Below are 19620 nucleotides of genomic sequence, written 5' to 3'. Positions count from 1 at the left end.
AATTTTCATTGCTGATGTGTTTTAGTAGACAGATAACAATAATTTTTATATCAAATTAGGTTAATAAATAATGTCTAAATTTACTTCCCGAATTTCTTCGGTAGCATTCAGCGTTGCGCTAATTTTAGGTACTGGGCAGCATGCCTTTGCTGAAGATAATATTGCTAAAGCTGCAGAAAAAGCAAAAGCTGAAAAGTGGTCTGTGAACAACCCTCAGGGCGAATTTACTACGGCAAAAATTGATGTTCGCCAAGGTACTTGGATGAACGTGGACATTAGTCCTGATGGTGAAACCTTAGTTTTTGATTTACTAGGTGATATTTATACTTTGCCGATTGAAGGTGGTGAAGCAACCGCGTTAATGACGGATATTGCATGGCAAATGCAACCACGCTTTAGTCCTGACGGTCAGCACATTGCGTTTACTTCGGATGAAGATGGTGGTGACAACCTTTGGATAATGAAAGCAGACGGTAGTTCAGGTAAAGCGGTAAGTTCAGAAACATTTCGCTTGTTAAATAGTCCTGCTTGGTCACCAGATGGAAATTACCTTGTTGGCCGTAAACACTTTACTGGTTCTCGCTCTTTGGGGGCAGGTGAAGTTTGGATGTACCACAAAACCGGTGGTAATGGCGTCATGTTAACCAAACGTCCAAATGAACAAAAAGATTTAGGTGAGCCAGCTTTTTCACATGACGGCAAGTATGTTTATTTCTCTCAAGATGCTACGCCAGGTAAAACCTTTCACTACAGTAAAGATTCTGAAAAAGGCATTTACAAAATTAAGCGTCTTGATTTAGCTACTGGTGAAATCAAAGTGGTTATTTCGGGTAAAGGTGGCGCTATTCGCCCAGTACCTTCACCAGATGGCAAGTTCCTTGCCTATATTAGTCGTGATGATTTCCAGTCAAACTTGTACTTGTATGACTTAAAAAGTGGTGAAGAAAGCCTAATTTATTCAGACTTAGACCGTGATATGCAAGAAACTTGGGCGATTCATGGCGTTTACCCTAACATGGCTTGGCTACCAAACAGTGAAGGTATGGTGTTCTGGTCAGGCGGTGAAATTAACAAGTTAGATATTGAGAGTAAAAAAACAACGGTTATTCCTTTCCACGTTAAAACTGAAAAGAAAATTCAAACAGCGTTACGTTTTCAACAAGATATCGACCAGGATAATTTCGATGTGAAAATGTTGCGTGATGTTGAAATTTCACCTGATGGTCGTAAGGTGGTTTATGAGTCAATGGGGCACATTTATGTACGCACTATTGCTGATGGAAAAGTTAAAGGTAAGGCAAAGCGTTTAACCAAACAAAAATCTCACTTTGAATTAAACCCGAGCTTTTCTCGTGATGGAAAATATGTAGTTTATAGTACTTGGGATGATAATAAATTAGGCGAAATTCGCTTAGTTTCTTCCCGTGGTGGTAAAAGCCGTTCGTTAACAAAAGAGCCTGGAAAATATATTGAACCAAGTTTTTCTCCAGATGGTAAAACGGTAGTTTTCCGCAAAGTGCAAGGCGGTTATATTACTGACCCAACTTGGGGATTAAACCCAGGTGTTTATACTGTTAATACCAAAAAAGGCGGTTCACCGACATTAGTCACTGAATCTGGTTTATTACCTCATTTTGGCGCTCATAATGACCGCATTTATGTTTTGCGCGACGGTAAAATACCGCAATTGGTAAAAGTTAGTTTGAGCTCTTCAGCAACTGCTGAAAAAGAACAGGCTATATACCAAGGCAAGTTTGCCACTGAATATAAAGTATCTCCTGATGGCAAATACCTAGCTTTTGCTGAACGTTTTAAAGTGTTCGTAACACCATTTGTTGAACGTGGACAAGTGATCGATATTGGTCCTAAAGCCTCTAATTTACCGGTTAAAAAATTATCTGCACGTGCAGGTGAAAGCATTAACTGGAACGGTAAATCAAATGAACTTTATTGGAGCTTAGGTCCTGACTTATATCAAGCAAGTGTCAGTGGCTTGTTTGAAATAGCTGACGTTAAGGTTGATGAAAATGATGATGCAAAAAAAGATCAGCAGCCAAAGCCATTAAAAACCTACTTAGGCTTTAAAGAAAAAGCGGATAAACCATCAGGTCGTATCGCCTTTGTTGGCGGTAAAGTGATCACAATGGAAGGTCAGCAAGTTATTGAAAATGGTGTTGTGGTGGTTGAAGGCAATAAAATTGTTGCTGTTGGCAAACAAGGTGATGTTGATGTGCCAGCCGATGCGAAAGTTATTGATGTTACTGGTAAGTCGATTATGCCAGGACTCATTGACGCGCATGCCCATGGTCCACAAGGGAGTAATGAAATTATTCCTCAGCAAAACTGGAAGAACTATGCCGGTTTAGCACTAGGTGTAACAACGGTTCATGATCCTTCAAATGATACCACTGAGTTTTTTGCTGCCAGTGAAATGCAAAAAGCCGGTGATATTGTTGGCCCACGCTTATTTTCTACCGGTAGTATTTTATACGGCGCGACAGCTGCAGGTTATACCTCGCATGTTGATAGCTTAGATGATGCCAAGTTTCATGTTGAACGTTTGAAAAAAGCCGGTGTTTTTAGCGTTAAAAGTTATAACCAACCGCGTCGTAATCAACGTCAACAAATGATCCAAGCAGCCCGCGAAGCTGAAATTTTAGTAGTACCTGAAGGTGGTTCATTATTACAACATAATCTGTCGATGATTGTTGACGGACATACCACGCTAGAGCATTCAATTTCGACCGCGAAAATATATGATGATATTAAGCAGTTATGGTCACAATCTGAAATGGCTTACACGCCGACAATGGGCGTAGCATATGGCGGAATTTCAGGTGAACATTTTTGGTACGATACAACCGATGTTTGGAAGCACCCACGTTTAAGTCAATATGTACCAAGTGAGTTTTTAGACCCGCGTTCAATGCGTCGTCCGAAAGCACCACATCACCATTACAATCATATTAATGTTGCTAAAGTGGCTAAAGAGTTACAAGACTTAGGCGTTGAAGTTAATTCTGGTGGTCATGGTCAGCGTGAAGGTTTAGCCATGCATTGGGAAATGTGGATGATGGCACAAGGTGGTATGACACCACTTAATGCTATTCGCACAGCTACTATGTCGTCAGCAAAAACTTTAGGTTTAGATAGCCAATTAGGCTCATTAAAAGCCGGTAAACTTGCTGATATTTTAGTGATAGATGGCGATGTTAGCCAAGACATTCGTTTATCAGACCGCGTGATTTACACTATGATAAATGGTCGTTTGTATGATGCAAGCAGCATGAATGAAGTAGGTAACTACGATAATAAGCGTGAAAAATTCTATTTTGAAAAATAGATAACTAGTTTCATAACGACTTTAAAAACCCGGATTTATTCCGGGTTTTTTATTTTTAATAGTATGAAAATTAATGCCTTAATAGTAAATGTCGTTATACTGGAGTTAACTTGAAGCATAGTGCTGATTTGGCATTACTCGACTAATTTTAACCTAAAGGATCACTTTCTTATGGATAATCTAAAAATAGAAAAGCTAGGTGCCGAGCATAAAATATCCATTGGTATTAGCAGTTGTTTACTTGGTCATAAAGTTCGATTTGATTCTGGTCACAAGCAAAATTCTTATATCAATAATACCTTAAGTGAATACTTTGATTTTGTGCCTTTCTGCCCCGAAGTTGATATTGGTTTGGGTATACCTCGCGAAGCTATTCGTTTGGTTTTGATAGGTGAAAAAGTGCATTGTGTAGGCTCAAAAACAGCTGACTTAGATGTAACCCAACAGCTTAAAAACAGTGCTAAGCAACAATTTCAATGGCAGAAAAATCTTAGTGGCTATATTCTGAAAAAAGACTCGCCAAGCTGCGGCATGGAACGTGTACGCTTATACAAAGGTAATATGCCTGACCGCATTGGAGTTGGTATTTATGCACAAACATTGATGGACAAATTCCCAAATTTACCTGTTGAGGAAGAAGGGCGACTGGGTGATGCGGTATTACGGGAAAACTTTATTCAACGGGTGTTTATCTATGCACGTTGGCAAAAAATGGTTGCTCAGCCTTTTTCAATGCAAGCGTTAACGCAATTTCATGCACAGCATAAATACATCTACATGAGCCATAACCAAAATTTAGCAAAAGAGCTTGGGCGTTGGCTTGCCGATGCGCACAAATTAGAGAGCGATGAAGTATTAGAGCATTACCTAAGCGCAATGATGGTAATGTTAAAAACTAGAGCGAGCCGAAAAAATCACGTTAATACACTTCAACACTTGCAAGGCTATCTAAAAAACTTTATTAGTGCCGATGATAAAGCTGAGTTGGTTGAGATTATTACTCAATATAGTGATGGCTTACTGCCACTTATTGTTCCTATAACGTTATTACGCCATCATTTTCGACGTTTCCCGAATGAGTACATTATGGATTCTTACTATATGAAACCTCACCCAAAAGAGTTGATGTTATTGAATAGTTTATAAGTGGTTTATTGGCAATAAAAAATTAATCGTAGAGAAAAAATTTACCAAGATGAATATTGAAATTATAGACGAACCAAGTGCTGAACTTGTCTCATTTTTAGATGAAAAAATTGCTGAGTTCAATTGGGCTCGTTGGGAAGTCAGCGAACGTAAAGCCATTGCAGTGAAGTTAAGTGATGAAAATGGTGAGATTATTGCCGGCGCTGCAGGGCGCACTTTTGGTGATTGGCTGATGATAAACACTTTGTGGGTTTCTGAAACCTTAAGAGGTCAAAAAGTGGGTAGCCAACTACTCGGTAAAATAGAATTGGCGGCGCAAGCTCGAGGTTGCAATAAAGCCTTGTTAGATACGTTAAATTTTCAAGCTATGCCGTTTTATCAAAAACATGGCTATCAAGTACAGTGGACACAGCAAGGCTATCCGAAAACAGGCTGTAAGTATTATATGGTTAAGCAGCTAACTTAATAAATTATTATGAATGGACGAGATAAAATGTATTCAGGAAAGTGTTTGTGTGGCGGCGTAGTTATTCAGGTTAAGGGGGAAATAAGCGATATTATTCATTGCCATTGTTCACTTTGCCGAAAAAATTCAGGTACGGCGTATGCTACTAATGGCTTTGTTAATAGCGAAGATTTTGTTGTTGAAAAAGGCAAAGGGCTATTAAGCACTTTTTCGTTTAAGCCGGGCAGAACTCGACATTTTTGTAAAAACTGTGGCAGCCCTGTTTATAGTAGTAATGCACAAGATAAATCACGGGTAAGAGTGCGTTTAGGTATTTTTGACTCTGACTTAATCGAACGTCCGATGTCGCATAATTTTGTCGACTCGAAAGCGAATTGGGAAAACTTGAATGCTGATTTACCACGTTATTCAACGTTTGAGCCGAGTCGGTTGAAGTAAAAAAGAATATAAACAGGAATAAATTAGTGTGAATATTGTTCTACTGCTAAATAATGATATTGCTAGTAACTTGGCGCTAAATTTATTGCTGCCAACACTAAGCTTACATAAAGTTTCGGTGTTCTTATCAAGTAAAGTGGGAGGAAGCGCTATTCGTTCAGAAGTTTTACAACATTTGGCTATATTTGAGCAACAAAGCGTTTTTCAAATGCTCAGTGAAAAGTCAAAAAATAGCGGTGATGGTGGCTTTAAAAACTTTTCAGAAATAGCGACTGAGCATAACCTCGCTATTGAAGTTCTTAATGATATAAATAGCCCGGTAGGTGTTGATAAAATTCGTTCATCGTCACCTGATGTTATTATTTCAATTCGTTATGGCGTGATACTAAAAAAACCGATCATTGACTTGGTTAAGCATGGTGTTATCAATTTGCATTCTGGAGCATTGCCGGCTTATCGTGGTGTTATGGCTACATTTTGGGCGCTGTTGAATGATGAGAAAAAATTGACCGCAACATTACATACTATTACTGATAGCACAATAGATACGGGCGGCGTTATTGCTACTGCTACTATCAACGTGCAGTCGGAAAAGTCTTATTTATGGCATGTACTTTCTTTATATGTTGGCGGCTGTCGGCTCATCGAGCAAGCGATAAATAATTTAAGTGATGGTTGTATTTTAGATGCGACCGAACAAAGTCAAGGTGGTCATTATTATTCATTTCCGAACGCTGAACAAGTTACTGATTTTGTGACGCGATATGGCGATTTGTATCAATCACATGAAATCATAAGCTTACTCAACACCCTAATATCGCAAAATAGCATAAGTAATCTGAACTCTGGATAAGCAGCACTTGCTCAATCCTCCCTTTTAATCCATTTGCTACGTTAAAACGTCGATAAATAGCGTGCTATTCATAAGCGTTTTGCCTTGAAACTGGCATCAAATGAAGCATTGATGGTGTCTATTAGTGATGTTCACCTTGCTATAGCATTTACTTTGCCATCTAAGCTTTTGATTTACTTGAGTATCAATCACTCATTATCCAGAGTTTAGGTTAAGTAAAAAAATAAGCTTGTCTTAACGCTTAAGCCATGTTTTTAAAGGTTTTATCCATTCAGGCATTGGCCTATAAAAAGCGCCGTGTTCTTTTCCTGTACTAATTGAAATTTCACTAAAAGAAGCAATAGCTTTACTTTGGTCTTTTAAGAATTGGCACGAACCTACCATGTCCGACGTTTCGTAAATTGAATAGACATCACCATAGACTTCAAAATTATTATTGTTCTTCATAAAGCTTGGGCAGCTTGCTAATAACGCAACTTTTATCTTTTGTGATTTCAAATGATTCGATGCCATTATGGTTATTTCACCGCCTCGAGAGAAGCCAACTAAGCTAATGTTTTCTGGCTTTACGCCTTTATTTATTAAACGATTAACATCATTGGCTAACTTAATTGCGAACGTTTTAGGATTGGTGTTTATCGGGCGATGATAAGCAATTAAATTGTAGTTGCTGTCTGCCAGTGCGGCTTTTACCTTTGGGAATTCATATTTCCCCCAGCGCGGATGAATAGGCGTAGGGCTTACACCTTCAACAATTCGGCCGTGAGAATAAAATACATATTTTTCATGAATATGTATTTCTTGTGGAAACTTGTCGAATACTTCGCCTGCAAAGCTAACTGAAGAGTAAAGTAGAAATAGCGTGATAAGTAGCTTGATGCGAATTTTCCTTCCTTGAAAAGTTGATGTTTACACTAAGGTAATTAGCCTAATATAACGATCGGTATTGCTCTTTCAGTAATACATTCATACGAGCCCATTTCGAACTCTCGACAATTCCATGGGCGATTTTCATAAATGGTGCACATATAAGTTTCACGATCTAATGCTGAACACCAACCATCATCTAAACGCCGCATAGTTTCGCCACCCCATTCATCGAATTCAATGTGTTGCTCGGGCACGCCGGTGTCTGAAATAATCATTACTTCTAATCGACAGCAGTTTGCCTGACAAGTTGAGCAGGTAATTTTCGTTTTTGGTTCATCTTTAATATTAATGGCCATGTACATCATCAAATAGCGTAATTGTATATTTTACCCTAAAGCTGAGTATCTTCGGAGTTTATTTGGTTTTTGTTTAATATCTCGGGTTATTGAAACTTATGTATTTAAGCAGGTCTAATTCCTCAGCCGCTTAGCTATTGTTTTTAATCAAGCTTAATGTTTTGATAGGAAGCCATATCGGTATTGATACTTTAAAAAAATGATTATGACGATGGTACTCGTTTACTGCAGCGGGAGCTAAGTGTGTTAGGTTACTCCACTTTTTATTAAAGTGTGTACCTTATATTACAGACGCCGAGGGAGATCTTGTTGTGAGTATTAAAGTGTGAGGAGTATTCTGTCAGTTTATGATAGTTGAGTGTTGGAAAGTAGTGAACACCGCTTGCCATTAAGAATTATTCTCAAGACGATATGCAAGCCGTCAGCGTTTGTTTGGCGTGTCGCCAAAAGGTAGTTACTATACACGGTAATTTTAATTCAATAGATTATACTGTAGATAAAAGCAAGGATGTAGAAGCAATAAATATGTTTGATAAATATGAAGAGGGTATCGAATTAGCAACAATACCGTATAACTCACCAACGCTGCCATATGAAAAGCCTGAGTTGGGCGTAAATTACTGGCTACAGGATGATTTCTTTCCACAAAAAAAAGCGATTGAGCTCGCAAATAGATGCTACAACAAGAAAAAATGGAAATTGGGCTCTCCATATACAGCCGAGTTATGGCCAGGAATGCGTTCAAAAAATGCTTTAAGTAAAGGGGATCTTAAACTTGTAGAGAATTGGGCTAAACAACAAGTAAAGGAATCTTCATTTTGGGTTGCAGAATCAGATAATGTTGTTGTTGATAGTAATACTGCTATTTTAGTCGGAGAAGATGAAGGTGCTGCAAGGCCGCATGTCGATAATAGAAAGCTGTGCCGCTATGGTGCGGTACTATATCTTAGTCAAAACCCTGAACCAAACTCAGGTACTAGTTTTTATCGTCTCAAATATAACAACGGTGCGGCCGGTGGCAATGTGGTAAATGCACCATATTTGAACTTAGTTGATGCACTAAATACAGAAAGTTTACCAACAAGTGCATGGTATGAAGATGTCGCAATAGAAAACAAGTTCAATCGTTTAATTTTATTTAAAGGTAATATTGCGCACAGCGCTAGTGGTTATTTTGGCAAAGAAAAAAGAGATAAACGTTTAGCTGTGACATTCTTTTGGATGGCAGAAGAATAAAAAACTATGTGGTTGTTAATTCTTTTTGGCTTGATAATGGTGTTATTAAGCCTGCAAATGATGAAAAATCCGGGTGAATTTTCAGCGGCTATTATTAAATTTAACAATCAATCATATTTCATGTTTTTGAGATCTTAAGCCGGTTAATCTTTGGTTTGATTTTTATTTACTATGCACGGTCAACTAGTGCAGTGATAATTAACACTGTACTTGGTTATTTGATGTTATTTACTTCAATCCGACTCGTTTTTCTTGGCGTACAGAAGCATCGTAGTTTTACTTTATGGTCGGCTACAAAGTTTCGCTCAATATTTCATTTTTCTGGCGTGCTTTCATTTGTATTTGGTATTTATATTGTTTATTCAGCAGTTTATTAATGGTTAAGTATTTAGTTATTCACTTTGTCTTGTCTGCTTTATTTAAAAAAAGTACTGTAAATGAGGAAAAAATGTGCAAATGTTATTGAAGGTAAGACATTCATTTTGTTTCGCGCTATAACTGTTCGATAAACGGATAAAAAATATAACCACATGCGAATTTTTCCTAAGTTACTCTTAGTGTTTTTACTAACCAGCTTCGCATTGCTTCTGATTTTATATGGGCTAATGCAATGGGGGCTTGACCGTGGCATGCTCAATTATGTCAATCAGCGGCAAGTGCAAAGTTTACAGTTAGTCTCTGATAATTTAGCTGCTGTTTATCAAGAACAAAATGGTTGGCAAGCAGTTGTCGCTTCAAGCGCAAAGCCACGTAAACGTGAATTAAATAGAACTGCTCGCCGAGCAGGCTTTAATGAGCCGCCAAGAAGAGGCTCGCTTAGCAGAGAAAATAGAAATAGAGTAAATCGTTCTGATCGAGAAAACTCTTCAAGGCCGAAGCGAAATTATTCTGGCATAGAGTATTGGCGCATTGTATTGCGCCTATCAGAACAAGGGTTACGTTACCCTGATGGTATCGAACAGCTACGTGATGATTATGCTCCTAGATATCAACGCAAAGATCGTTTTGATGATCACTCACTAACGTTAAGAGAAAATAGCCCACGATTAAGACCTAAATTTAGTTTACTTAATGCTGATAAACAGGTGTTAATTGGCAGGTTTACAGCCAACTTTGTCAAAAAACCGATTTTATCTAACAGTGAAATTGTTGGCTATGTCGCACTACCCCCCACTGAGCAGATAACCGATAAGTTTGATTTGCAATTCGTGGAGGATATTAACCAACAAATTCTATTAATATTAGCGGGGATTTTTATCGTTATTATTATTATCACTATTCCACTCTCCCGGCATTTTGTTGGTCCAATTACCCGTTTGAAGCATGCTGTTATTCAGGTTAACCAAGGTGAATTGTCAACACGTTTACCTATTGTTGGTCATGATGAATTAGCGACCTTGGCAAGAAACTTTAATGATTTAGCTGCTACGTTAGAGCAAAATGAAACATCAAGAAAACGTTGGCTTGCTGATATATCTCATGAATTAAGAACACCTTTGGCGATTGTTAAAGGTGAATTGGAGGCCTTGGAAGATGGAATTCGTCCTCTAAGTATTGAAAACATTAGTTCCATTTCAGAAGAAGTTAACCACTTACAAAGTTTAATAAATGACCTAAATGAACTTAACGAGGCTGAAATTGGCGCAATGCGCTACCAAAAGTCAACATTAAATATTACTGAATTAATAAGACTTAATGCTGAAAGACATAGCTCATTACTACAAAGCCAAGGATTAACGCTGACAATAGATATTCCGAATGAAAAAATATCGGCCTGGGGTGATGCAAAAAGGTTAAATCAATTATTGGATAACTTATTTGCTAATAGCGCGAAGTATACCGATGCACCAGGTCAGATTTATTGTCGATTAATTGAAAAAAGTAATGAATTTGATATTTATATTGAAGATAGCAAGCCAGGGGTTTCTCGCGAAGATATTGCTAAACTTTTTGAGCACTTATTTCGGGTAGAGAGTTCTCGCAATAGAAAAACTGGTGGTAGCGGGATCGGCTTAGCATTATGTAAAAATATTGTTTATGCTCATCAGGGAGCAATATCTGCTCATCAAGCTGAAAGTGGTGGTTTGATGATAAAGATTACATTACCGAAGAATACCCTTAGATAAATGTTGTCGTTTAAGTTGGAGTATCAATGGCCCGTATTTTAGTAGTAGAAGACGAGATTAAAATTGCTCAGCTATTGTATGACTACATGGCGCAAGCGCAATTTAATGTCACCATGTTGCACGATGGCGCTGCAGTTATTGAAGAATTGCAAAGTCAAACTTACGACATGGTGCTACTTGACTTAATGTTACCGGTAAAAGACGGCTTAACTTTATGTAAAGAAATTCGCATATTTTCAAATATCCCAATTATTATGATCACCGCACGGGTTGAAGAGATTGACCGCTTAATTGGCTTAGAATTAGGTGCTGACGACTATATTTGCAAACCTTTTTCGCCGCGTGAAGTTGTTGCTCGTGTTAAAGCAACGTTGAGACGCTATAAAAATCCTGATACTGAAACAATTAAAAAGCCTATTTTTTTAAATGAAGAAAAGTATCAGGCAACGCTTTACGGTCAAGCAGTTGAGTTAACAGCTATTGAGTTTAATTTATTAAAAGTGCTATCCAAAGAGCCGGGGCGCATTTATTCTAGAGCGCAACTAATTAACCAAGTTTACAATGATCACCGTGTGGTTAGTGAACGTACGATCGACAGCCATATCAAAAAACTGCGTAAAAAAATTAATTCTCTGAATGCCGACAGTGAAATAATTCAGTCAGTATATAGTGTTGGCTATAAAGTAGAATTAGGTTAAATTAACCACAATTAAGCAACAAAAAATAGAATATTGTATTTACAAGGAAGAGAAATGCAACTTGCACAACTAAATATAGCGCAGGCGAAATATCCGCTTGATACACTAGCTATGAAAGACTTTACTGATAATCTTGAACCGATTAATGCTTTAGCTGACGCCAGTGAAGGCTTTATTTGGCGTCTAACAGGTGATAGTGGCGATGCTACTGGTATTCAAGCCTTTAGTGACCCCAATATTATTGTCAATATGTCCGTTTGGTCTTCCATTGAAACCTTGAAGAACTTTATGTTTCAAACTCATCATCGAGACTTCTTACGCAGGAAACAGGAATGGTTTAGCAAAATTGAAAATGCCAATTATGTTTTGTGGTGGGTTGAAGAGGGCACTATTCCAAGTGTCGATGATGGCATTGTGCGCTTGGAGCACCTACGTTGTTATGGTGATTCACCTTATGCTTTTTCATTTAAAGCACCATTTAGCGTGTAATGCCAATTGAAATAAATAATCACTTATTCTGAGGTGATCTAAATATTGAGAATTTAGATCACTTGTAATTACTCGCATACTTACTTTAATTGATATAAAGAAAGTAGATACAAAGGTTTTCCTCTATTCAGGTTGTTAATATGCATAAAATAACATGTTTTTCTGCGTCGATAATAATGTTGGCTTTATCTGCTTGTAGTTCATTATCGATTGGAACAAAAGTAGGTGATATTAGGGTTGATGGTAAATCTGAACAACCAAGCGTTATTGTAAACAGCGATGAAAAATCGGCTATTAAAGCGCTCAACATCCATCGTTAACATCATCTCCAACTGTTCATAAGTTAGAAACTAGGCAAAGGTCAGTAGGGAGTTTTTCCCCTACTAATCACAATGTTATTTTAATAAGTCTGTTACAGCTGTAGATAACTGTTGCTGAAATTCTTCGTTATTTAATCGAGAATTTTCCATATCAAAATTATCATAAAAGCTTGGAATAGAAAGTGATGCTTTGACTTCACCGGCAAAATAAGGTGCTGAGCCTTTTGCCGCAGCCAATACACTACCTGCACCACCAGGCCCTGGCGAGGTTGCTAGTAACAACATAGGTTTGTTTTGAAAAACCTTTTGGTCAATACGAGAAGCCCAATCAAATAAATTCTTATAAGCGGCAGTATAACTACCATTATGTTCGGCGAATGAAATAATAATGGCATCGCTTTCACCTAGTTTTTTGAAAAAGGTTTTTGCGGCTTCTGGTTGGCCTAATTCTTCTTCTCTGTCTTGGCTGAATATTGGCATTTCAAAGTCATTTAAATCAAGTACTTCAATATCAGTATTTTCATTGCTTTGAGCTGCTAGATTGGCAGCATGTGCAGCCAATTGTTTGTTAATTGATTTACGGCTTGAACTTGCGCCAAATGCGATTACTTTCATGATAATGCCTCATTCTGTTGGTCTGTTTGATAAATGAATACAGCTTGCCCTTGTGTCAACGCTGTAAAGTTAACTCCTTGCTGACAATGCACTAAACTGCGCGCATTAATTTTTTCACCGTTAATTTCTGCATCCCCTTTACTCAAATACACCAATACTTCATCTGATAAAGTAATGTTCTGCTCAACTACGGTATTGCTCACAGCAATAGATATTTGACTATTAAAAGTATTTTTCTGGCTTTTATTACCACCGTAGACTTGAGTTAATTGCCCAAGTTTAGGTTGATAAACCTTATAGCCTGCTTGTTCACCTAATTCGTCTGGTAGCACCCAAAGTTGGATCATTTGGTTCTGCTGATTATTTGGGTTTACTTCATTGTGACGAAAACCTTCAGCACCCGCACGTTGCACTTGTACAGAGCCTGCTGGTAAATTTTCACCGTGACCTAAACTGCCGTGGTGTTCAATTTCACCTTCAACCATTACCGAAATAACATCAACTTCTTTGTGTCCGTGCATGTGGGTTTCACCATGAGGAAGAAAGTTAGCATCAGCGAGATAAACAAAGTTGCCTAACCCCGGAAACGCAATGGTTTTTGAACGGCCAAATAGCGCTTGGTTAATGACAAAATGTCGTTCAATTAAGCCGGCAAAGCCACTTTGTGGTAGTTGTTCGAAAGTTAAGGTTTTCATTTTTTCGTCATCATTTTTACTTCTTTAGTAAACTATCGTCAGTGTATGCTGATGTTCCACAATGATAAATACCAGTTTGAGTAAATAATTATTACGCCTATCGTAATAACACGTGTTTTTATGTGATTATTGTTAATAATGTCGATTTATAAATATCATCACTCTACATAGCGGCGAAACTTCGCTAAAATAGCGCAACTATCTTTATATATGCAGTTTTACACTGCGTTTGTTTTAGGAAAATTAGTGTCTACTAACGAAAAACGCCTTAATAAATACATTAGTGACTCAGGTTATTGTTCTCGTCGATTTGCTGATAAATTGATTGAAAAAAATCGAGTGACTATCAATGGCATGGTACCTGAGCTAGGCACTAAAGTAATACCGGGTGACAAGGTTTGTGTTGATGGCATGGAAATTAAGGCCAGTGATAGTAACCATACTGACCGAGTTTATATTGCCTATAACAAGCCTATCGGCATTACGTGTACCACCGAACTTCAGGTTCGAGGCAATATTATTGATGCCATTGGTCACCCCAAACGTATTTTCCCCATTGGTCGCTTAGATAAGCCGTCAGAAGGATTAATTTTTCTAACCAGTGATGGTGACATTGTTAATAAAATTCTACGTGCTGAAAATGCCCACGATAAAGAATATGTTGTCACGGTAGATCAACCGATCAGTGAACGCTTTGTTGAAAGAATGTCAAAAGGGGTACCTATTTTAGGTACGATCACTAAGCCGTGTATTGTTACTCCTGAAAGTAAGTATGTTTTTCGTATTATTTTAACTCAAGGTTTAAACCGACAAATTCGCCGTATGTGTGAATATCTCGGTTATGAAGTCACGAAGCTTAATCGCTCGCGCATTATGAATGTTGAGCTAGGGCAATTACGTCCTGGACAATGGCGTGATTTAACTGAGAATGAAATGGCGGAAATAAATGCTGCTGTAGCTGGCTCGCGTAAAACCGCTATGGGTGATGACTTTACAGAGCCTAAAATGGAAGCAAAAGCAAAAGCCGTTGAAGTACCGAAAAAGATCGATATAGCAGCTGACATTAAACACGCTAATAAAGTGATAACGTCAAAAGCGAATAAGTATTCTGAGAAAAAACTAACACGTATTGATGTAAAAAAGCCTGCTGCAACGTCATCAGGTAAAAAACGCTTAAGCCTGAAAAAGAAAAGCTAACTAAGGCGTCACGCTTTAGTTAACTAGCTTACCTGTATGCCTGAGCTGGCTTACAGGTAAGATTTATTAATTTAACCGTCTCACCTTTAATTAAATCAATTGCAGTTAACTTTCTACTTCAAATTTAATAAGTTTGCTGGCGAGTATTGATCGGTTAATAATCGTGTATCTTTGGGCCAATCTTGCTGTATCGCCGTAGACTTCATATAACGGCTTATTTCCGTAATATTTACATTAAAAGGTCGCAATATTGTAGTAAGCGCTTTCGCACGCTCGGCAATAACACTGTCTTGTGGTAAAGGCTTCTCACTGGTTAATATAATGCGATTACTGTTTTTCTTGTTTCTAACATTGAAAAAGTCACCAAATACTGATTTATAAGTGGCAGATTCAACATCGTATAAATCACTTATCGAAAATGTATTTGCTGCTAACACGCCATTATCGCTAAGTAGTGCTTTGGTTTCCTGTAAGAATTCTTGCGTCATCAAGTGCTCGGGAATATAGTCGCCATTGAAGGCATCAAGAATAATCCAATCATATTTCTGCTGTTTTAAAACTGCACGTTTAACAAAAATGCGGCCATCTTGTACCACTGAAGTTACTTTTTCATTTTCGAAAAAGCCAAAATAACTTCTCGCCACTTTAATCACAGCGGGATCAATTTCAACATTAGTAATAGTGGCATCAGGAAAAATTTGATGTAGCGAATTCGACATAGTACCGCCACCTAAGCCAACAATTAAAATGCGCTCTGGGTTTGGGTTAACCAATAAACTGGCAAACAGCATTTTAGTATAATTAAATACTAAGCGTTGAGGATCGTCGGCTAGCATGCAGCTTTGTTGGGTTTTAGCGCTTTTAACGTTGAATTTTAAACAACGTAAGCCGCGTTTTTCTTCTACCAATATATTGCGATATAACGAACGTTCACTGTGAATAGTTTCGGCACTTGCTTGAGTATTTAAAGCGGCACTAATCAGCACATTGCTTAGTACTGATACTAAAAAAGTGATTAATAATTTATTCATTAGTCGCTCCTTGGCGGCTAATACATTCACTGCTGCCAGTTGGTTGATTTAGGCGATTAAAAACCATTGCACTTAGGCCAAGTAAAATCAAAATACTGCTAAATACGGTGATAATATTGTTCACTTCAAACAGCAATACTAAATAGAATGAGGTAATAATAGTACCTAAGGCACTACCCAATGTTGAGACAAAATAAAGAAAGCCTGCGACTTGGCCGCTTTTATTTTTATCGGTGACTAACAAGCGCACCGAGTATGGTGAGATCATGCCGAGAATAACAGTAGGGATAAAGAATAGCGCCATTGAAGCCAATAGTGAGCCATAACGTGTGTCTTCTATGGCAAGAAAAATAGCTTCCATTAACCATTCTGATGAAAAAGCTACCGGTAAAATGGCAATACCAGCAAAAATAAAAATTAGTCCATAACGATTTAAAGATGCTGATTTTGTTGATAGCTTGCCACCAGCGAGGTAACCGAAAGATAAACTCAACATGAATACCGTGATGATACTGCCCCAGATATGGACACTACTGCCAAAAAATGGCGCTAGAATTCGCCCGCCGAGTAATTCGATACCCATAATGCAAAAGCCGCTAGAAAAGGCCAGTAAATAAATTAAGGGATTTTGCCACTGCTGAATTTTATTGTTTTTATTAGTCATTTAGCTCACTACTTTGTGGTTAGATTTTGTTTATAATTTGATTGATAATTCATCTTAAACCTAAGTTTGCTAGGAAGCTAGACAGAAAAAAGGCTTGTTACAAAAAACAAGCCTTTTGGCAGAACATCAGAACTGATGCTTAGTTTTTAGTTGCGTTGGCTAATAAAGGTTTTAAGAATCTCGCGGTATGCGAGCCTTTATGTTTAGCAACTTGCTCTGGTGTACCTGTTACTAATATTTCCCCACCACCTGAACCACCTTCAGGGCCTAAGTCGACAACCCAATCAGCAGTTTTTATGACATCAAGGTTATGCTCGATAACGACAATGGTATTGCCGTGGTCACGTAAACGATGAATCACTTGTAGCAATTGCTTAATATCGTGAAAATGTAAGCCAGTGGTTGGTTCATCAAGAATATAAAGCGTTTTGCCGGTATCTCGCTTTGATAGCTCTTTCGATAACTTAACTCGCTGCGCTTCACCGCCCGAAAGCGTTGTCGCTGATTGACCTAACTTGATATAACTTAAACCAACATCCATTAAAGTTTGCAGTTTACGTTTTACCGCTGGAATAGGGCCAAAGAACTCTAGCGCATCTTCAATGGTCATATCCAACACTTCATGAATGCTTTTACCCTTGTATTTCACTTCCAACGTTTCACGGTTATAGCGTTTACTTTTACAAACGTCACAAGGCACATAAACATCAGGTAAAAAGTGCATTTCAACTTTAATTAAACCGTCACCCTGACACGCTTCACAACGACCGCCTTTGACATTAAAACTAAAGCGACCGGGTTTGTAACCACGTGAACGTGATTCCTGAGTAGCAGCAAAAATTTCGCGGATGGCGGTAAAAATTCCGGTATAGGTTGCCGGGTTTGAACGTGGTGTTCGCCCAATTGGGCTTTGGTCAATATCAATCACTTTATCGAGTAAGTCTAACCCGGTAATTTCTTTGTGTGGTGCAGGCTCTTGTGTCGTTGCCCCGTTTAATTCGATGTGAGCAAGCTTGTATAAAGTATCGTTGATCAGGGTTGATTTACCTGAGCCAGAAACCCCCGTAACACAAGTCATTAGGCCATTTGGAATAACCAAGTCAACATTTTTCAGGTTATTACCTGTTGCCCCTTTAAGTTTAACAACATTCTTTTTATCAAACGGTGTTCTAGTTTTCGGTATTTCAATACACTCTCTTCCTGACAGGTACTGACCAGTAAGTGAGTCTTCACATGCCAAAATATCATTTACATCGCCTTCAGCAATAATATTGCCGCCATGAACACCAGCACCAGGGCCAATATCGATAACATAATCAGCCGCGCGAATGGCGTCTTCATCATGTTCAACAACGATAACGGTATTTCCTAAATCACGTAAATGGATCAAGGTTTCAAGTAAACGTTCATTGTCACGTTGATGTAAGCCAATTGAAGGCTCATCAAGCACGTACATGACACCGACTAAACCAGCACCAATTTGGCTAGCTAAACGAATACGTTGTGCTTCACCACCTGATAAGGTGCCTGAGGCGCGAGATAAGTTAAGGTAATTTAAACCAACATTAACCAGAAAACCTAAACGGTCACAAACTTCTTTAAGAATTTTTTCGGCAATTTGAGCTTTTTGGCCTTCAAGTTTCAAGCCTTGGAAAAACGCCAAAGCGTCGGCAATGGCATATTCAGCAACTTCAGGTAATGGCGTGTCAGCAATAAAAACATTGCGAGCTTCTAAGCGCAGCCTGCTGCCGTCGCAATCCGGACAATGTTGGCTGTTAAGATATTTCGCTAATTCTTCGCGCACCGCATTAGATTCTGTTTCACGGTAACGGCGATCCATATTATTTAAAATACCTTCAAACGGGTGTTTGCGAATAACAATATCACCGCGATCATTCATGTATTTAAATTCTATTTCTTGTTTACCGCTGCCACGAAGAATTAATTCCTGTGTTTTCTCAGCTAATTCATTGAACGGTAAGTCTAAGGCGAATTGATAATGATCAGCCAATGCTTGTAACATTTGAAAGTAATAAAAATTTCGTTTATCCCAGCCACGAATTGCACCGCCAGCTAAGCTCAACTCAGGATTTGAAATAACGCGACTTGCATCGAAATATTGTTGATTACCTAAACCATCACAAGTTTGACAAGCACCAGCAGGGTTATTGAAAGAGAACAATCGTGGCTCTAATTCTTGCATGCTATAGCCACATTTAGGACAGGCAAAATTAGCCGAGAAAACCAACTCTTCTTTGCTTGGTTCGTCCATATAGGCAACTTTTACCGTGCCTGAAGTCAATGAAAGGGCAGTTTCAAATGATTCAGCAAGACGTAATTGGATGTCTTCACGCACTTTAAGGCGGTCAACAACCACTTCTATGGTGTGCTTTTTATGTAATTCTAAGGTTGGTGGATCAGAAAGATCACAAACTTCTCCATCAATACGAGCACGAATATAACCTTGGGCAGCAAGGTTATCTAATAATTTAACATGCTCACCTTTGCGGTCTTGCAATACAGGCGCAAGTACCATCACTTTAGTGCCTTCATCTAGCGCTAAAACGCGGTCAACCATTTGTGAAATAGTTTGTGCGGTAAGTGGTAAGTGATGATCTGGACAACGAGGCTCACCTACACGTGCATAAAGCAAACGTAGATAATCATAGATCTCAGTAATGGTACCAACCGTTGAGCGTGGGTTATGTGATGTTGATTTTTGTTCAATGGAAATGGCTGGCGATAACCCTTCAATGTGATCAACATCGGGTTTTTCCATTAGTGATAAAAATTGACGTGCATAAGCGGAAAGTGATTCAACGTAACGTCTTTGACCTTCAGCGTATAAAGTATCAAAGGCTAATGAAGACTTACCTGAACCAGAAAGGCCGGTAATAACAACTAACTTGTCGCGTGGAATATTTACATTAATATTTTTTAAGTTGTGAGTGCGAGCACCCCTGACTTCAATTTTCTTCATAATGACATTGTGACCAGTTTAACGCCCATTATCCCTATGCGAAAATTTTCCACAGGTGAATTGATGGACTGATTGCAAATTACCTTATGCTATATCA

General features: G+C 38.3%; 18 protein-coding genes. 11 read left to right on the top strand and 7 right to left on the bottom strand.

Features of this window, described 5'->3' with window-relative positions; all coding sequences use genetic code 11:
• Positions 1 to 70 precede the first annotated feature (70 nt).
• The 5 genes from B7C41_RS09535 (at position 71) to B7C41_RS09515 (ending at position 6246) form a co-directional block, all read left to right on the top strand.
• A complete protein-coding gene (locus B7C41_RS09535) occupies positions 71 to 3343 on the top strand; it encodes an amidohydrolase family protein (RefSeq protein WP_085298557.1) in 3273 nt (1090 codons plus the stop codon).
• A 171-nt stretch (positions 3344 to 3514) separates the two neighbouring features.
• Positions 3515 to 4489, top strand: a complete 975-nt coding sequence (locus B7C41_RS09530; protein WP_085298555.1) for a YbgA family protein — start codon at positions 3515 to 3517, stop codon at positions 4487 to 4489.
• Positions 4490 to 4538: 49 nt separating this feature from the next.
• On the top strand, positions 4539 to 4955 hold the full coding sequence (locus tag B7C41_RS09525) for a GNAT family N-acetyltransferase (RefSeq protein ID WP_085298553.1): 417 nt from the start codon (positions 4539 to 4541) through the stop codon (positions 4953 to 4955).
• A 27-nt stretch (positions 4956 to 4982) separates the two neighbouring features.
• Positions 4983 to 5393: a GFA family protein gene (locus B7C41_RS09520; protein WP_085298734.1), complete on the top strand. Its 411-nt coding sequence runs from the start codon at positions 4983 to 4985 to the stop codon at positions 5391 to 5393.
• Positions 5394 to 5421: 28 nt separating this feature from the next.
• Positions 5422 to 6246, top strand: coding sequence for a formyl transferase (locus tag B7C41_RS09515; protein ID WP_085298551.1), 825 nt, complete (start codon positions 5422 to 5424; stop codon positions 6244 to 6246).
• A 234-nt stretch (positions 6247 to 6480) separates the two neighbouring features.
• On the opposite strand, the gene B7C41_RS20615 is transcribed toward B7C41_RS09515, so the two are convergent.
• Complete coding sequence (locus B7C41_RS20615) at positions 6481 to 6759, bottom strand: hypothetical protein (protein ID WP_328590782.1); 279 nt, start codon at positions 6757 to 6759, stop codon at positions 6481 to 6483.
• 410 nt (positions 6760 to 7169) lie between these two features.
• A complete protein-coding gene (locus B7C41_RS09505; protein WP_085298548.1) occupies positions 7170 to 7472 on the bottom strand; it encodes a YkgJ family cysteine cluster protein in 303 nt (100 codons plus the stop codon).
• A gap of 525 nt (positions 7473 to 7997) precedes the next feature.
• Between B7C41_RS09505 and B7C41_RS09500 the strand changes: the two genes are divergently transcribed.
• The 5 genes from B7C41_RS09500 (at position 7998) to B7C41_RS20040 (ending at position 12341) form a co-directional block, all read left to right on the top strand.
• Positions 7998 to 8708 (top strand): DUF6445 family protein, encoded by a 711-nt coding sequence (locus B7C41_RS09500; RefSeq protein ID WP_085298733.1) that lies wholly within the window; start codon positions 7998 to 8000, stop codon positions 8706 to 8708.
• Positions 8709 to 9238: 530 nt separating this feature from the next.
• Positions 9239 to 10834: an ATP-binding protein gene (locus tag B7C41_RS09495; protein WP_085298546.1), complete on the top strand. Its 1596-nt coding sequence runs from the start codon at positions 9239 to 9241 to the stop codon at positions 10832 to 10834.
• Positions 10835 to 10860: 26 nt separating this feature from the next.
• On the top strand, positions 10861 to 11532 hold the full coding sequence (locus tag B7C41_RS09490) for a response regulator (protein ID WP_085298544.1): 672 nt from the start codon (positions 10861 to 10863) through the stop codon (positions 11530 to 11532).
• 54 nt (positions 11533 to 11586) lie between these two features.
• The gene (locus tag B7C41_RS09485; RefSeq protein ID WP_085298543.1) at positions 11587 to 12021 is read left to right on the top strand and encodes a DUF3291 domain-containing protein; all 435 of its coding nucleotides are present in this window, start codon (positions 11587 to 11589) and stop codon (positions 12019 to 12021) included.
• Positions 12022 to 12161: 140 nt separating this feature from the next.
• Positions 12162 to 12341: a hypothetical protein gene (locus tag B7C41_RS20040; RefSeq protein WP_143764344.1), complete on the top strand. Its 180-nt coding sequence runs from the start codon at positions 12162 to 12164 to the stop codon at positions 12339 to 12341.
• Between the two features lie 75 nt (positions 12342 to 12416).
• On the opposite strand, the gene B7C41_RS09475 is transcribed toward B7C41_RS20040, so the two are convergent.
• Together B7C41_RS09475 and B7C41_RS09470 are read right to left on the bottom strand one after the other, a co-directional pair.
• Positions 12417 to 12956, bottom strand: a complete 540-nt coding sequence (locus tag B7C41_RS09475; RefSeq protein ID WP_085298540.1) for an NADPH-dependent FMN reductase — start codon at positions 12954 to 12956, stop codon at positions 12417 to 12419.
• On the bottom strand, positions 12953 to 13651 hold the full coding sequence (locus B7C41_RS09470) for a pirin family protein (protein ID WP_085298538.1): 699 nt from the start codon (positions 13649 to 13651) through the stop codon (positions 12953 to 12955). Before B7C41_RS09470 ends, B7C41_RS09475 begins: the two co-directional genes overlap by 4 nt.
• Positions 13652 to 13930: 279 nt before the next feature.
• Between B7C41_RS09470 and rluF the strand changes: the two genes are divergently transcribed.
• Positions 13931 to 14848, top strand: a complete 918-nt coding sequence (gene rluF, locus B7C41_RS09465) for a 23S rRNA pseudouridine(2604) synthase RluF (protein WP_407919558.1) — start codon at positions 13931 to 13933, stop codon at positions 14846 to 14848.
• A 113-nt stretch (positions 14849 to 14961) separates the two neighbouring features.
• Here rluF and B7C41_RS09460 read toward each other — a convergent pair whose 3' ends face one another.
• The 3 genes from B7C41_RS09460 to uvrA all read right to left on the bottom strand — a co-directional run bounded on the left by B7C41_RS09460 (position 14962) and on the right by uvrA (position 19523).
• Positions 14962 to 15879 (bottom strand): spermidine synthase, encoded by a 918-nt coding sequence (locus tag B7C41_RS09460; RefSeq protein WP_085298534.1) that lies wholly within the window; start codon positions 15877 to 15879, stop codon positions 14962 to 14964.
• Complete coding sequence (locus B7C41_RS09455; protein WP_085298532.1) at positions 15872 to 16543, bottom strand: fused MFS/spermidine synthase; 672 nt, start codon at positions 16541 to 16543, stop codon at positions 15872 to 15874. Before B7C41_RS09455 ends, B7C41_RS09460 begins: the two co-directional genes overlap by 8 nt.
• A gap of 139 nt (positions 16544 to 16682) precedes the next feature.
• Positions 16683 to 19523, bottom strand: coding sequence for an excinuclease ABC subunit UvrA (gene uvrA, locus B7C41_RS09450; RefSeq protein ID WP_085298523.1), 2841 nt, complete (start codon positions 19521 to 19523; stop codon positions 16683 to 16685).
• Positions 19524 to 19620: the final 97 nt, after the last annotated feature.

Origin of the sequence: Cognaticolwellia mytili (genome assembly GCF_002104475.1) — a bacterium.
In the GTDB taxonomy this organism is placed as follows: Bacteria; Pseudomonadota; Gammaproteobacteria; order Enterobacterales; family Alteromonadaceae; genus Cognaticolwellia; species Cognaticolwellia mytili.
This window is presented reverse-complemented; position numbering and strand designations above follow the sequence as displayed.